The following is a 15,494-nucleotide window of genomic DNA, read 5'->3' on the forward strand; positions in this document are numbered from 1 at the left end:
AACGATGAACATCGATCTCGCAAACAAGGTCGTCCTCGTCGCAGGGGGAACCGGTGGCCTGGGACGCTCCGTGAGTATGGCCTTCCTCGCCGAAGGAGCCAAGGTCGTCGCAACCTATCGCAATTCATCCGAGTTCGATGCACTCAAGCAAGCCGCTACGCTGGCTCAGAACCTTGAAGGTGCGCAGGTCGATGTGACGGACAGCAGCGCGGTGATCTCGCTCATCGGCGACATCGTCAAGCAGCATGGTCAACTCGATGTGCTGGTAAACTGCGTCGGCTCCTATGCTGGCGGGGTTTCTCTTTGGGAGACGGACCTCAAAGTCTTCGACCAGCAGTTCAATCTCAACTTCCGTTCCGGGCTCCTGCTTGCGCACTCCGCTATCCCATCCATGCTTCGGCAGGGAAGCGGCATCTTCATCAACATCGCCTCTAAGGCAGCCGTCGATCACGCCGCCGGAGCATCTGCATACGCATCCTCAAAGGCTGCAGCCGTCGCTTTGATAGATTCCCTCGCCGCCGACCTCAAGGGAACCGGCATTCGCGTGAATTCCGTTCTTCCCAGCATTATCGATACCCAGGCCAACCGCTCAGCGATGAGCAGCGCAAAGTTCGACCAGTGGTCGAAACCCGAGCAGATCGCAGATGTCATCCTTTTTCTCGCCAGCGATCGAGCCAGTCTCATCCACGGTGCCTCTATCCCTGTCTACGGGAAGAGTTAAATTTCCCTGCTCTATGCAACTCTTTGCTTTCTATAAAGATTTAATCTTTTAGCGTTGCAATAAGCTCAAGCAACTATATAACCTCCAGCAGACGTCGTATCCGTGGTACCCCTAGATAAGTTCGTTACAAGCCGGGTTCTTGAGAGTACGAAACAGGGAAAGACTTAAGGAGAGAATAGTGATGAAAAAACTCATTGCATTATCGATGTGTATGCTGCTGAGCGCACCTCTGATCGCCCAGCAAAAAGAGCAGGAGCGCCTCAAAGAGGCCGGTCAGGTACTGCGCGACGTCATCGAAATGCCCGATAAAGGAATTCCCCACGATCTGATCGATAAGTCGTATTGCGTCATCGTCTATCCGTCGGTCAAAAAAGCAGCCTTCATCGTGGGTGGAAGCTATGGTCGCGGTGTAATTACATGCCGTACCGGCTCCAATTACAACGGCCCCTGGAGCGCTCCGGCTATGTTTGCACTCGAAGGCGCCAGCTTTGGTCTCCAGATTGGCGGGCAGGCTACCGATTTTGTGCTGCTCGTTATGAACGATTCCGGTGCAAAGTCCGTGATGTCCAGCAAGGTCAAGATTGGTGCAGATGCCTCCGCTGCCGCAGGTCCTGTGGGCCGCGATGCCAGCGCTGCAACAGACGCCGTCCTCAAGGCACAGATTCTGTCCTGGTCGCGTGCACAGGGTGTCTTCGCGGGCATCTCGCTTGAAGGCTCCACCATGCGCTCCGACGATGGTGCTAACAAGGCCCTCTACGGCAAGGAACTGAGCGCTAACGACATCGTCTTCGGTGGCAAGGTGAAGGCTCCTGCAGCGGCCCGCACGCTTCTCGCTGAGTTGCGCAAAGTCAGCCCGCACCACACCAAATAACTTCCCCAACAAACTCAAAGGGCTTCAGTCGCTATGACTGAAGCCCTTTGAAATTTTAATTGGCAAAGAAAACGGAAAAATCAGGCGCGTTTCCGGGCGTCCATGCACTTGGCCATAATCGCTGTGTGCAGCCTCTCGCGCAACTCATCGGAGACATCGTAGATCTCGTTGCCGCGATAGACCTCGATCGTCTGACGCGTCGTATTTACGACGACCTTGCAATGCGAACACTCACCCAGATGCGCGCGCACTTCCGCCAGCAGCTCAGGGCTGATCTCTCCATCGAAGTAGTCGGTCAGCTGACTCAGAAAATCTGTGCAGTTCATGCCGGTTGCCCCTCCTTGCGGCCAAAGTACCTGCTAAGCCGTTCGCGCAATTGTAAGCGCGCACGCAGCAGGCGCGATTTTACAGCGGGTACACTCAAGCCCAGTGCCTCCGCAGTCTCTTCCGTGGAGAGGTTTTCGATATCGCGCAGCGTAAAGACAGTCCGAAATCCGGGAGGGAGACCCTGAATCGTCTTCCGGAGGATGTTTCCAAGCTCGTTCTGATCGTAAAGCTGTTCTGGATTCGGTCGCCACTCGGCAAAGTCGCGCGGAATGGACCCTTCTTCTGTCTGAACGTCCTCGTCCATGGAGACGGTCTTGCTTGTCTTGCGCTTACGCAGCCGCATGAGGCTTTCGTTGACAGCGATTCGGACAAGCCAAGTCGAGAACTTCGAGTTTCCCTGGAACTGCTCCAGCTTCTCGTAAGCCTTGAGGAAGGTGTCCTGCGTAATGTCTTCAGCGTCTTCACGGTTCTGTGTAATATGCTGCGCTACCCGGAAGATCTGGCGTTCGTACTGCCTGACCAGCTGCTCGAAAGCTGCCGTATCTCCACCTTTAGCGCGCTCTACCAGAGCAACGTCTGGGTGTATCTCTTCCGTACCTGGGGATTGGATGGCTGGCATGAGCAAAAAGGTGCGTTAATCCTGACTGAATCTACTGATTCGATTCGGACTGATTTGATCCTCTTCTCATCATAAATCCCACTGACTCCAAGGGCAAAGTCCTTACCTCCCAACCGCATGCCATTCCTTCGCCGATGTACCTGTCCAGATTCCGCCTTGAAGAGTCCAATCATCAGCGGCACGCCACAGCATAAAGTTGAAGTTGTGGGTCTGCCGCAAAGCGAGGGGATGTTGAAGGGCTGCGCTGTTTTCTTGAGATGGGTTCTGCTTGGTTCATTGCTGATCACCACGCTCTCCGTGAGCGTCACCGAAGCTGCTGGGCAAAGCGCATCCAGCACAACAAAGAAGAAGACCAGCAAGACCTCCGCTACCGCTTCCGCTAAGAAAGCCCCCTCCAGCAAAACCACCTCATCGCACGCCAGATCCACCGGCAAAAAGACCACTCTCTCCAAAGCGCGAAAGTCCAGGCCTACCGCGCAAACGATCCGTCTCACTTCAGCTTTCCATGCCACCGAACAGCTTCGACCCATGGCCCAACAGCTTGCCTCCACGCGTTCCGCACCTGCCTACGCTGGAGTCCAGGCCTACACGCGCTCCCACCCCGGCGACGGAGCCGCTACCGCCTGGCTCGCCATCGGCCACGCCTACATGCTCGACCGCCGTTATACCGACGCACAGGCTGCCTTCCGCCAGGCCAACGTCAGCGGCAACGCACTCGACGACTACGCTGACTACCTCGGAGCACAGGCCGCCCTCCAGGCCGCTCGCGGAGCAGACGCCTACGCCCTCCTCGACCACTTCGCTGACCGCCATCCCGACAGCATCTTCGTCGCCAACGCCCCCGTCCTTCTGGCCACGGCCTATATCCAGCAGAACAACCCGCAGGGAGCCCTCGCCGTCCTGCAGCCTCTTACGCAAACTCCCATCGGAGACCACAGCGACTTCCGTTACATCCTCGGCCGCGCCTACCAGCTCGCCCGCGATGCCGGCCACGCCGCTCCCATCTACCGCGGTATCTACGCTAAATTCCCGCTCAGCGTCGAAGCCCCGCAGGCACGCCAGCAGCTCGATGCGATGAGCCTCCCGCTCAACGCCACAGAGCGCAAGGCCCATGCCGACGCCCTCTTCAACGCCAAGCGTTACAACGAGGCCAGTCAGGAATATCACGAGATCGCCCGCAACGACTCCAGCCTTTCCCAGGCCGACCGCGACGCCCTCGCCATCTACTCTGCCGTCTGCGAGATGAAGCTCAAACGCATCGGCCGTAGCGAGGTTGAGCGTCTCCCCGCAACCGCCGACGACACCGCAGCCGCCCGGCTCTACATGCTCGCCGAAATCTCTCGCGCCGAAAACAAGCAGGACGAGCACGCCGCCGCCATCGACCAGATCGTCAAACGCTTCCCAACCAGCCGCTGGCTCGAAGAGGCTCTCTATTCCGGTGGCAACATGTATCTGCTCAAGCACGACTCCCAGCAGGCCATCTACCACTACCAGCTCCTCGTGCAGATGTTCCCCAAGAGCACCTATGCGCCCTCAGCGCACTGGCGCGCTGCCTGGATGAACTATCGCTTGCGCAACTACACCGAAGCCGCCCGCCTCATGGACGAGCAGATTCAGCGTTACGGCGGTGGCATCGAGATCCCCAGCGCCATCTACTGGCGCGGTCGTATCTACGAAGACGAAGAGCACAACCTCGGTCAGGCAGCCAACTACTACCGCGCCCTCTCTGCGGCCTACGTCAACTACTACTACGGCAATCTCGCGCGCAAACGCCTCGCCGTCATCGGCAGTCAGGCTACAGCGGTTCCTCCCGCCGCTCCGCTCGCTTCCGTCCGCCGCCCAACCGTTCCTCCGCTCACCGGCGATCTCCCCGAAAACGAGCCGCACCTCATCAAGGCCCGCCTCCTCGCCAACGCGGCGCTCAACGAATACATCGGACCCGAAATTCAGGCCAGCCCCACCTCGGACGAGTGGGGAGCTCTTGCACAGGCCGAAATCTACGCCTCCTACGGCGAAGTCCCGCGCTCGTTGCAGTCCATGAAGCGTAGCGGAATCTCCTTCTTCGCGCTCCCCCTCGATCAGGTCCCCACCGTCTACTGGCACCTGCTTTTCCCCAAGCCCTACTGGGGCGACCTCGTCGCCAACTCGGAAAAGAACGGCCTCGATCCCTATATGGTCGCCGCGCTCATCCGGCAGGAGTCCGAGTTCAATCCAGGAGCCGTCAGCCGCGCCAATGCTTACGGCCTCATGCAGCTTCTTCCGTCCGTCGGTAAGTCGCTCGCTCGCAAGCAGGGAATCAAAGGCTTCTCGACCTCACAGCTTCTTGACCCATCCATGAATCTCCGCCTGGGTACGATTAACCTGCGCCAGGTGCTCGATCGCTACAGTGGTCAGCAGGAGTATGCCCTCGCCGCCTACAACGCCGGAGATACTCCTGTCCGCCAGTGGCTCACCGGCGAGTACAAAGACATACCCGAGTACGTCGAATCCATCCCGTACACTGAAACCCGCGAGTACGTGCAGGCCATCCTCCGCAACCGCGAAATCTACAGGGCCCTCTACAGCACAAAATAGCTTAACGTTGCAATAGCTTTACCTCGCACCCACGATGTCAACTGAGGAAGAAGTATCAGCAAGAGTAAGAAGTGTCATTCCGACCGAGCGCAGCGAGCCGAGGAACCCCCGCATTTTGCCAGTGCAGGCAATCCGTCATCAGGAGCGCCGACAAACCCCGTCCCTTCCCAAAAAATCACACGCCAGCAACAAAAATTGCTCAAAAGGAATCACCCCGGCATCTTCCCCAAAAGCCACAGTTGACACCGCTGGGAAATCGGATATGCTGCACCATAAGTAGTGCACTACATCTGGTCAGCCACAAGGAGGTCCCCTCTCAACCAGATCGCAAAGCCTTACCGCCCCCGGCGCATAGGCAGGCGCCGGTAACGCGAACCGTCATCCTCAGAAAACGCAGTCAATCTCTGAAAGGGTCTCTATGGTCGCTGAGTTGGATCTTCTTGAAGAATGGATTCCGGAACAGATGCAGCCTGGTACTTTGTTTCTTTTGGAACAGGCCGGCAGCCTCGGCAAACCTGAAAATCCCTACTGGGCCGTTCTGGCATGTCCCGCTTGTGGCTCTCTCGGACTCATTACCCGCCAGCAATGCGCCGGGCTTGAGAGCATGATCTGTGGCTCCAGTACCTGCTCAGCCGAATACACGCTTCAGGAGAAGAACATCGTTTACAGGAAACCCCACTGACCCAGCTTTTCCACAAAAGCTGGGTCAAGCCCCCTGATTTTCATAAAGATCGCTGTATCAATGATATAACCCAAAGTTTCGAGCGCCGATTCACTCTACGCTTCCAGCTATAGTTAAAGAACAAGGAAACAAAGGCCCGGATGACGGGCCTTTTGTTTTGTCCGCAGGTATTAAAAGGGGGTGTCTTTATAACCACAATAAATGGAATACTTTGCACAAATTAGTACAGGGGGAGGGGACTACTCATGGCCTTGACATGGAGTCACTTCTATTGGTGCCCGGAGGGGGACTTGAACCCCCACGACCGGTTAAGGTCTGCGGATTTTAAGTCCGCTGTGTCTGCCGATTTCACCATCCGGGCTTATTGCTTTGAGAGTGGCTTCTAGTATCTTAACGCATTGATTCATCCGGCTCGTCTTCAGGAACCGATCTTCACAACTTGGGCTTGTACTCTGCGTCACGATGCATATGGCCCATCGACTCATCGATGCGCGAATGCACTCAGCCAGTTTGACTCAGCGATTGTTTTGAGGGGAAATTTGGAGGCGCGGGTCGGGATCGAACCGACGCATAAAGGTTTTGCAGACCTCTCCCTTACCACTTGGGTACCGCGCCTCTTGGGGCCGTTCTGTTTCAGCCCTGCAAATTGTATGTGAAGTTTACCGCAGGCAGGGGATGTTTGGAGCGGGAGACCGGGGTCGAACCGGCGACATCTTCCTTGGCAAGGAAGCACTCTACCACTGAGCTACTCCCGCTCAACATGACTAAGTATATCGACCCCGAGGCCAGCGGTCAAACCCTGCAAAAGCCAGGAAACTCCATGCGATCCACAAAGTTCCACACATCCCGATTAATTCGATTGACGTTGATTGAATGCAATGCGAGGACCCGCGGTTGCGTTAGAACGATGCTGGACGACATGAGGTGTGATGACCATAACCAGTTCACTTGAGTCCGTCTCGGTCGTCTTATCTGCCGTAGCTGTCTGAAATCCGGGAAGCTCGCCCAGGCCAGGCAGACCGCTTACGGCAGCCGATTCGGACCGGCTGAGAGAACTGGCAATCAGCGTACTTTCACCTTCAGCTACGGTGATATCCGAGGAGTACAGACGATTGGCCAAAATGGGAATGTTGTTGAGCGCACTACCTGCAAGAGCCTCAAGTTTTAGTTTGAGATTCAACCGGATCAGCCCCGATCGCTGAATGGTGGGTTTGGCCTCGAGCGTGAGGCCCAGATCTTCATATTGAAACTGCGGAATAGTGACGGAGCCGGACGAGCCGAGATATTGATTGAGCAGACTCTGTGCGCTAACTCCATTGATGGTGGTTCCGGCAAGTGAAGAGGCGTTGCCGGTAATTCCGCTGGTGTAACTGCCCGTAATGACAGGGTAGCGTGTTCCAGATCGAAAAATGGCTGTCTGTCCGTCACTGGCGCGGAGCAGAATACTGTTGAGTGCCCGGGTATCACTGGAATTCAGTGAAAGTTGAAAATTTGTGGACGTATTCGTTGTGATCCCCGACATCGTGAGGCCCCCGCCGAAAAAGCCCACGGTATTGCTCAATAACGAGCTCTTTACCAGCCCTGAAGCGATGAGCGCCAGAGCAATTTGGATATTGCTGGCATTCGCCGGAACCAGTCCCTGCGAGATTGCCTGATTGACGAGATCCTGATTCTGCTGCACCAGATCGCGCGCCGCGCTGTCGACGTTGTAGACGCCAATCTGCTGCGGCAGCTGTGCGCCAATATTGCGTTGACGCGTGCGATCAACCATATAAAGTCGGATGTCGAGCACGACCTCGGCGGCTCCTTCGACCAGGTCGGCAAGGGTAAGATTCAGCGCGGTGATGGTGTCCTCTGGCGCACGTATGACGAGGCTGCCAGAAGTGGCAAGGACGCTAGCCTGTTTGACGTCAAAGACACTGCGAACAACAGTACCGAGCTCGTTCATCTGCTCTGAGGTAAATCCCGGCACGTAGATCGTTTCCTCAAGCTGCCGTTCGAGCCGCTGGTGGTTCTCAACCGTATCCTTCGCAATCAGGACACTGTGCGGATCCAGCGGTACGGCAAAGGTATTCGTCACATCGAGAACGACCGACGAAGCACGCTCGTAGGCAACGTCATCGAGGTTGAAGCGAATGTTGGAGCTTGGCAGCGAGTCATCAAAGACGGTACGTATACCAAAGCGCGAGAAGACCTGCGTAATGACCTGCTGCTCGCTAGCATTGATCTCGAAGCTTTGTTTACCTGAAGCAGGGAGCAACGTGACCGGCCCCGCAAGAGCCTGAGAATTCTGCTGCCATTGCGATCGAGGATCGCTGATTGGCCTGATCTCCGTACGAAACGAAGCGGATGGAGAAGGCGTGCCCGCATACTGAGCGATGGAACTACTTTCAGGATCGAGTTTGCGTGCCTCGGCCAGGAGGCTCTCAGCTTTATCCGTATGACCCAGCATGCGCGCTTTGCCGGCTTCCAAAACGAGCGACGAGATGCGATGCTCATGCGCCAAAACGGCACCCTGGACATAGTCGGCGTTTTGAGGGTTGAGCAAGGCGGCCTTCGCAAAGCGTGCCTCGGCCCCGGCAAGATCACCTCGGTCGAGTAATCGCGCTCCGGCCAGATAGTTGTCGTCGGCCTCGCGTAATTGTCGTGGACTGGGCTGTTTGGAAGAAGAAGGCTGGGTTGATGATTCTGCCGTGGTCTTTGATTCGTTTGCGGATTGCCCATCCGGCTGCTGCGCATAGCTAAAAGCGCTGAGAGTCGAGATAGCGAGCGCAAAAGCGACAAATGATTGCCGCAGGCTGAACGCGCGGTCTTGTGGGCAGGGCATCATCGACTGCTGATTTAGACGAACGTTAGCAGTTAACGGCTGCCGACCAGACTACGGGCGATGCTTTCGATACGCGGCCGCTCGCTGACTGGAGGACGGCGCATGCCATTGCGAATCAGCGAAGTGTTCAGGTCGAGCTCGGCGAGTGTGCGGCTCAGTGTATTGCGGTGCATGCCCAACTCTTCAGCGGCCTTGCACTGGTTGCCCTTATGATGCGCGAGAACTTCGAAGATGTAGCGCCGTTTGAACTGGCGAACAGCCTCTGCATAGGAAACGCCGGCACTGTGCATCTGAATAACGAGACCATCCAATTCGCGCTTCAAAGGGAACTCCTTGTCGTGTCGTCTGCTGTGCGACCTTCCCCATTGTGACCTTAGTTGTGCTGCTTGATCCAGTCGGCAGTGTTGTGCTTGATCTGTGAGGCCCCGTCCAGAATCCGTTGCGCAAGGTCGTGAGGTACAACGAAGGATACCGCATGTGCCCCGGCAAGGAAATAGGGTGCCAGCCGGGAATTTTTAACCCAGGCCGTTTCGGGCAGAAATGCGCTGATGGCCATCAGGATGGCAACGCCGATCAGGCAGCCGCGCAGCAACCCAAAGACGGCTCCTCCCAGGCGGTTGAAGAATCCCAGTCCGATGGCATGTGCTGTAGTGTGAACCAGTCGCCCTGCGACGGTTGCCGCAATCATGACCCCAATGGCAATTAAAAGAAAGGCCGCGACGTTAGCTATGGCAGGATTCGAAATCACACGACTAAGAAGGGCTGCCAGTTGCATATAGTTCCATGCTGCAAGCAGGACTCCCGCAATCAACCCGATCAGTGAGAACAACTCACGCACCAGACCGCGCAGGAAAGCCTGCACGGTGGAGTAGACAAGCGGAGTGAGCAACAGCAAGTCGAAAGGTGTCATTGGCACCGGTATTTTAGAGCGTGGTGCGTCCGGTAATCAGCCGGTAGGCATCAAGATACTTAGCCCTGGTGCGTTCGACCACATCCGCAGGCAGAGCCGGAGCTGGAGCCTGCTTATTCCAACGGATGGACTCAAGATAGTCACGGACATACTGCTTGTCGAACGATGGCTGCGGGCCGCCCGGCGCATAGCCGTCCGCCGGCCAGTATCGAGATGAGTCCGGGGTCAGGACCTCATCGGCTAGCACGATCTCCCCATCGATCAGTCCAAACTCGAACTTCGTGTCGGCAAGGATAAGCCCACGACTCTCAGCATGCTTGGATGCCTTCTCGAAGATATCCAGTGTCAATTTGCGCAGGGCTTGGGCATAGTCAGCACCAATGGCGGAGACGACCGCCTCAAAGGAGATGTTTTCATCATGGCCGCCTGTATTGATCTTGGCCGCAGGAGTAAAGATTGGCTCGGGCAGCCGCTCAGACTCGCGCAGTCCGGCAGGCAGCTTGATACCACAGACCGAGCCATTTGCCTGATAGTCCTTCCAGCCGGAGCCGGAGAGATAGGCACGAACGACGCATTCGACTGGAAACATCTGCGCGCGGCGTACGATCATGCTGCGTCCGGCAAGCTGATCCAGATATGGCTGCAGCGAAGCAGGGAACTGTGCGGGATCGGCCGTCAGGACATGGTTCTGCACCGTGTCCTTGAGGAAGTCAAACCAGAACAAGGAGAGCTGGGTAAGAATCCGGCCTTTGTCGGGAACGCCAGTCGCCAGGACATGATCGAAGGCCGAGATTCGGTCAGAGGCCACAAAAAGAAGCTCATGCTCGCTCAGCGTGTAGATGTCGCGAACTTTGCCGCGTGCGGTAAGAGGAAGCGAGCCGAGACTGGTTTCAAGAAGCGCGTTCTGCATCACTATTGACGGTACCACCTTCCGGGTTGTTATCGCTGTGAAGCTGCCTGCGTTATCGAAGAGGCAAGACCAGGTCGATTGCCGCTTGTTTGCCGGAACGTCCAGGGCAGTAGAAACGTACCGACTTCGTGTTTGGTGGCCTGGTGACGGTAGCGGCGGCGATATCGCATTCCTCATCGCTGAAAGAGCTACGTTGCAGGCGATGGCGAAGAAAGGGAGCAAAGGGTGGCTTGTAAAAGACGACAAGGTCTACGCCGGAGTGTCCAGTGGAAGTCGGGTCCCAGGGAGTGCGCTCAACAATATAGTTTCCGCCGATGGAGAACATGTCTGCCGGTGAAGTGTCGAAGAGGCCCGTCAGCGGAAACAGCAGGGTCGATCCAAAAATCGGAATCAGCAGCACGAATGCGCTAAAGGATGTAAGCCAGCGCGGAGGCAGAAGGCTGAAGCGAATCAACAGGATTTCATAGCTGATGACCGCAGCCCAACAGAACAGGGCGTCTAAATAAGGTGAAATAGTGAACCACTGGGTGGCTGCGGCGACCAATCGCAGTGTGACGAACACGATCGCGATCAGCAGAATCGACCGCTCAAGCCTGCGGGGCAGGCGGAACCAGTAGGCACGCAGGGCCAGCATCGCTGCAGTCACAGCAAGGAGCAGGCCGATGGTCTGGGGAAAATGCATGCTCTGAGTAGCTTAGTGCAGCGGAGAAAGGATGGTTGCGAGTGGCCGGAGCCCAGAGGCAGCTCCGGCCATCTGATTTAGGCGACCGCCCGGCGCGTTGCCGAATCGTCGCGGCGGTTCAGGTTGACGCTGACAATCTTCGAGACGCCGGGTTCCTGCATCGTGACGCCGTAGATGATGTCTGCCTGTGCCATCGTTCGTTTGCTGTGCGTGATGACCACAAACTGCGTTGTAGCGCTCATGTCGTGAATCAGCTTCGCAAAGCGGCCGACGTTGGTCTCGTCCAGCGGCGCGTCCACCTCGTCGAGAATGCAGAAGGGAGCAGGCTGGAACTGGAAGATACCGACCAGCAGCGAGAGTGCCGTGAGGGCCTTCTCTCCACCTGAGAGCAGCAGAACATTCTGCAGCTTTTTGCCTGGAGGCGAGGCGATGATGTCGATGCCGCTCTCCGCCGAATTCTCCGCATCGGTAAGTTTCATGTGGGCCTGACCACCGCCGAAGAGTTTGGTGAAGGTAACCGAGAAGTTTTCGTTGATGATGGCAAAGGCCTCGTCGAACTTCTGTTTGGAGACCTCATCAATTTCTTTGATCGACGCCTGCGTATTTTCGATCGAGTCCAGCAGGTCCTTGCGCTGTGTCTCAAGGAAAGTGTGACGCTGCGCTGTCTCGTTGTACTCCTCGAGCGCCATCATATTGACCGGGCCCATCGATTCCAGCTTCTGTTTCAGCGTGCGGGATTCTTCCTCTTCCGTGTGCAGTGCTTCGCCTTCAATGCGAGCAATCGTCTCATCAGAGCGCAATGTAGCGGCTTCGACAGCAAGATCGTTAAGGCAGGTTGCTTCGATATGCTCGATGTCCGATGCCAGCTTTGCCGCACGTGCGGTCAGCTCGGCACGTTGCTCGCGCAGAGCCTCGGTCTCGTGGCGCAGCGTGCGAAGCTGCTGGTCGAGAGTCGCAAGGGCCGCGCGCAGCTCACCCGCCTCAGCGGTAAGGCGTGCTCCTTCGGCGACCGCTGCAGCACGTGTCTCCGTCAGCTCACTATGCTGGGCTGCAAGGGCAGAGGTCTCCTCCTCGCGACGCAGCTTTTCAGCACCGGAGGCGGCGAGCTGCTGTTCCAGCTGCTGAATGCGCTGGTTCTGCCCCTGATAGACGCGCGAGGTCTGGTCGAAGTTTGCCTGGGCATTGCGCCGCCGTTCCTCCAGCCCGGCAAGAGAAGCTGAGGCCTCAGCCGCCGACTGCTGAAGCTGCTCGCGACGCGAACGCAGCTCATCCAGACGGCTCTGAAGCTCTGCAAGCGAGCCCTCAAGCGCGTTTCGCTCCGCATCGAGAGTCTCCGCGTCCTGCCGCTTGCGTGCAATCAGGTCCGTCTTCTGATTGCGAGCGTCGCGGTTGCGCTCAGTAGAAAGCGACCACTCCTGCAAACGGCGCTCGATGCGAGCCGTCTCCGATTCCATCTGACGCAGCGCAGCGCCGGAGTTCGCAGCTTCGCGCTCTGCTTCGCGGCGTTCCTGCGTCTGGCTCTCAATGGCTGCGTTGAGGTCGGCAATCTGACGGCCGAGATCAGCCGTTGTCAGCTCCGTCTTCGCCAGTTCTTGCTCGGCCTGGTCAAGCTTCTGCTGTACCTCAGTAAGTTCGCGCTTCAGAGCCAGAGGGCCCTGTGCCCGCGGGCGGCCTCCCGTTACAGTGACATTGTGGAACGTCTCTCCGGCAGGGGAGAGAAAGAACGCATGCGGATTCGAGAGCGCGAGCGAACGTGCCGTGTACGAGTCAGGCGCGATATAACCCTCGCGCAGCTTCGGCAGGATGACTTCAAGCGACTTTCCGAATCCATCGAGAACGCGGACGCATTCTCGGAGCGGCGTGACGCCTTCAATAGATTGCGTGTTGGCCGCAGCCTCGCTCGCCATCCCTTCTGCGAAGGAGAAATTTGCCTGCGCATCGTTCGGATGGACAAGGAAGGTGGCGCGTCCGGCGACGTCTGTTTGTAGCAGATGCATGCCCGCATTGGCTGCGTCCCAGCTCTTGACGACGATGTAGTTCAGTTCATCGCGAAGGAACTCGTCAACAACGCTCTCGTACTTGCCATCGACCTCAAGAAAATCTGCAAGTGTGCCAACGGGAGCCATCGTGCCGGACTCTGCCGCTTTGCTCGATTTGAAGATATTCCGTACCGTTTCCGTCGAGTAGCTGTGATCGCGAATCAGCCCTTCGAGCGAGTTACGCCGGCCGCTCAGGGTCGCCAGTTCGCCACGCAGCTGATCGCCGCGGCGCTTGCTTTCGTTCTCTTCCTTGCGCTTGGACTCAACCTGCAGCCTCCGCTCGGCGATCTCAGCCTCCAGGCGCTTCAGCCGCTCGGTGACCGACTCGAAGGAGATTTTCACCTGACCACGCTGCAGTCCAAGCGCATCCAATTCCTGTCGTGCTGTCTCGGACTCATTCGTCAGGCGCTGCGCCTCCTGCTCCAGCCCTGCGAGAGAAGCCTCCGCCTGCGCGATCTCGTTGCGTGCCTGAGAAGCACGCTGTACAAGCTGCAGCGTCTGGCGGCGATTCTGCTCTGCCTGCTGTTCGGCCGCCTGCAATGCACGTACCGCCTCTTGCGCCTGCTGCTGCTGCTGCTGTACGGATTGGCGCGAACCGGTGGCCTCATTGGTTGCGTTCTCCAGAAAGCTCCGATGCTGTTCCAACTCACCAGCCAGCGACGTAAGCTGCTCGCGAGCCTGCTCCAGATCGCTCGCGCCTGTTGTCAATCTTTCTGTCAGTTCAGCAATCCGATCAGTGTTCGATGCCGTTCGCGCTGTGATGCGCTCCAGCTCAACAGCCGATTGATTAGCCCGCGCTCCGGCTTCACGAATCTGCTGGTCCAGCGCATAGCCGCGGTTGATGCCCTCGGTATGCTCTGCATCCATCTGCTCCAGCGTCGCGGCCTGTGCATCGATCTGCGTGGCAAGCGCAGCAATCTTTTCAGATGCGGCAGCCTGTTCTGTATCGAGTTGGGCCATCCGGCTGGCGAGCACGACACGCAGACGTGTACGCAGTTCATCGCGCAGCGCGCCGTAACGTTCGGCCTTGGCAGCCTGACGCTTTAGCGTCGCCATCTGCCGCGTTACTTCCTCGAAGATGTCGTTTACGCGGGAGAGGTTCTGCTTGGCAGACTCAAGGCGCAGTTCAGCGAGACGTTTCTTTGTTTTGAAGCGCGTGATGCCGGCAGCCTCTTCGATGATGCTGCGACGATCGAGCGGCTTCGAGCTGAGCAGCTGACCGATGCGCTCCTGGCCGATGATGGCGTACGATTCGCCGCCGAGGCCGGTGCCCATGAAGATGTCCTGAATATCACGCAGACGGCAGATCTTGCCGTTCAACAGGTACTCTGATTCGCCCGAGCGAAAGAGGCGGCGTGTAATCGTCAACTCACCTGCACGCACCGGAGCACGGTTGAACTTGCGCCTCCGAATCTTGAGAACGACATTGTTTGGATTTGCCGCGTCAACATCGGCCGCTTCAGCCGCGATGCCTTCGACAGCTTCTCCTTCGATTATCGTGCCGGGCTGAGCCTCGGCGACGGCATCGTCTGTCTCCTGGGCATGCTGGCGACGCAGCTCAGCCTCATCCCAGTCGCGAATCGTTGCGTGCTGTTCTGCGGGGTGCTCATCGGCAATGACGACGTCAGGGCCATCAGGGGAGAGCGTCGCGCCGTCGTAGACTTCAGGGTCAACAAGTGTGAGCGAAACCTCGGCCATGCCTGTGGGCTTGCGATCGCGTGTACCGGCAAAGATGACATCTTCCATTTTGATGCCGCGCAGGCTCTTGGCTGACTGCTCGCCGAGCACCCATGTGATGGCGTCGGAGATGTTGGACTTGCCACAGCCGTTGGGGCCGACGATAGCGGCGATGCCCTCGCCGGAGAGCTGAACCTCCGTGCGATCACAGAAAGACTTGAAGCCGAGGATCTGGACTTTTTTAAGTTTGAGCAAGGTCAACCTCTCTCGCGCGTACGCCCGCATTCCAGGGAGGAAAGCTTGGGTCTTTAAGACTGATCTAACTGTAGCCTTGGCTGGACACAGAATCAACGGCAACAACACCACAGGTTGTGGATAAGGAGGATGTAATACAACAGATGGGTTTTATGTGTAAAAGCCGTCCCAAATAGGTTGAGGCAAGCTCAGAATAACTCGGTCTGCAAGGAATCATACGGGCTGTATCTCGGAAATCCACTCGTAGGACAATCCGCATCCTATTTTCTCTAGGCCGTATGGCCTACGCATCCAAGAAGCCCGATTTCACGTGCTTATTGCAGTTACAAGCTTCATATATAATCCGCAACATCACGCCATGAAACGATCCATTCTTTAGCAAAATCCTTCTTGACCTCGG

11 protein-coding genes and 3 tRNA genes are annotated in these 15,494 nt (G+C 57.3%); 3 read left to right on the top strand and 11 right to left on the bottom strand.

Annotated features, from left to right (window positions below; translation table 11 throughout):
* Positions 1 to 4 precede the first annotated feature (4 nt).
* Together KFE13_RS00445 and KFE13_RS00450 are read left to right on the top strand one after the other, a co-directional pair.
* Entirely contained in the window at positions 5 to 721 is a 717-nt protein-coding gene (locus KFE13_RS00445; RefSeq protein WP_260705167.1) for an SDR family NAD(P)-dependent oxidoreductase, read from the top strand.
* 181 nt (positions 722 to 902) lie between these two features.
* Positions 903 to 1,592 (top strand): lipid-binding SYLF domain-containing protein, encoded by a 690-nt coding sequence (locus tag KFE13_RS00450; RefSeq protein ID WP_260705168.1) that lies wholly within the window; start codon positions 903 to 905, stop codon positions 1,590 to 1,592.
* Between the two features lie 80 nt (positions 1,593 to 1,672).
* Here KFE13_RS00450 and KFE13_RS00455 read toward each other — a convergent pair whose 3' ends face one another.
* Positions 1,673 to 1,918 (bottom strand): anti-sigma factor family protein, encoded by a 246-nt coding sequence (locus KFE13_RS00455; protein ID WP_260705169.1) that lies wholly within the window; start codon positions 1,916 to 1,918, stop codon positions 1,673 to 1,675.
* Entirely contained in the window at positions 1,915 to 2,538 is a 624-nt protein-coding gene (locus tag KFE13_RS00460; RefSeq protein WP_260707003.1) for an RNA polymerase sigma factor, read from the bottom strand. Before KFE13_RS00460 ends, KFE13_RS00455 begins: the two co-directional genes overlap by 4 nt.
* Positions 2,539 to 2,694: 156 nt before the next feature.
* On the opposite strand from KFE13_RS00460, the gene KFE13_RS00465 reads away from it, so the two are divergent.
* Entirely contained in the window at positions 2,695 to 5,112 is a 2,418-nt protein-coding gene (locus KFE13_RS00465; protein ID WP_260705170.1) for a transglycosylase SLT domain-containing protein, read from the top strand.
* Between the two features lie 954 nt (positions 5,113 to 6,066).
* Here KFE13_RS00465 and KFE13_RS00470 read toward each other — a convergent pair.
* The 9 genes from KFE13_RS00470 to smc all read right to left on the bottom strand — a co-directional run bounded on the left by KFE13_RS00470 (position 6,067) and on the right by smc (position 15,094).
* Positions 6,067 to 6,155: transfer RNA gene (locus KFE13_RS00470), tRNA-Leu, on the bottom strand.
* Between the two features lie 179 nt (positions 6,156 to 6,334).
* Positions 6,335 to 6,409 (bottom strand) — tRNA-Cys (locus KFE13_RS00475).
* 65 nt (positions 6,410 to 6,474) lie between these two features.
* Positions 6,475 to 6,549: transfer RNA gene (locus KFE13_RS00480), tRNA-Gly, on the bottom strand.
* Positions 6,550 to 6,644: 95 nt separating this feature from the next.
* A complete protein-coding gene (locus KFE13_RS00485) occupies positions 6,645 to 8,624 on the bottom strand; it encodes a type II and III secretion system protein (RefSeq protein ID WP_260705171.1) in 1,980 nt (659 codons plus the stop codon).
* A 29-nt stretch (positions 8,625 to 8,653) separates the two neighbouring features.
* A complete protein-coding gene (locus tag KFE13_RS00490; RefSeq protein WP_260705172.1) occupies positions 8,654 to 8,944 on the bottom strand; it encodes a helix-turn-helix domain-containing protein in 291 nt (96 codons plus the stop codon).
* A gap of 50 nt (positions 8,945 to 8,994) precedes the next feature.
* A complete protein-coding gene (locus KFE13_RS00495; protein ID WP_260705173.1) occupies positions 8,995 to 9,531 on the bottom strand; it encodes a CvpA family protein in 537 nt (178 codons plus the stop codon).
* Positions 9,532 to 9,544: 13 nt separating this feature from the next.
* The gene (locus tag KFE13_RS00500; RefSeq protein ID WP_260705174.1) at positions 9,545 to 10,441 is read right to left on the bottom strand and encodes a phosphoribosylaminoimidazolesuccinocarboxamide synthase; all 897 of its coding nucleotides are present in this window, start codon (positions 10,439 to 10,441) and stop codon (positions 9,545 to 9,547) included.
* Positions 10,442 to 10,493: 52 nt separating this feature from the next.
* Positions 10,494 to 11,123, bottom strand: coding sequence for a hypothetical protein (locus tag KFE13_RS00505; RefSeq protein ID WP_260705175.1), 630 nt, complete (start codon positions 11,121 to 11,123; stop codon positions 10,494 to 10,496).
* A 77-nt stretch (positions 11,124 to 11,200) separates the two neighbouring features.
* Positions 11,201 to 15,094: a chromosome segregation protein SMC gene (gene smc, locus KFE13_RS00510; protein WP_260705176.1), complete on the bottom strand. Its 3,894-nt coding sequence runs from the start codon at positions 15,092 to 15,094 to the stop codon at positions 11,201 to 11,203.
* Between the last annotated feature and the right edge of the window lie 400 nt (positions 15,095 to 15,494).

This window comes from Edaphobacter flagellatus (assembly GCF_025264665.1).
In the GTDB taxonomy this organism is placed as follows: Bacteria; Acidobacteriota; Terriglobia; order Terriglobales; family Acidobacteriaceae; genus Edaphobacter; species Edaphobacter flagellatus.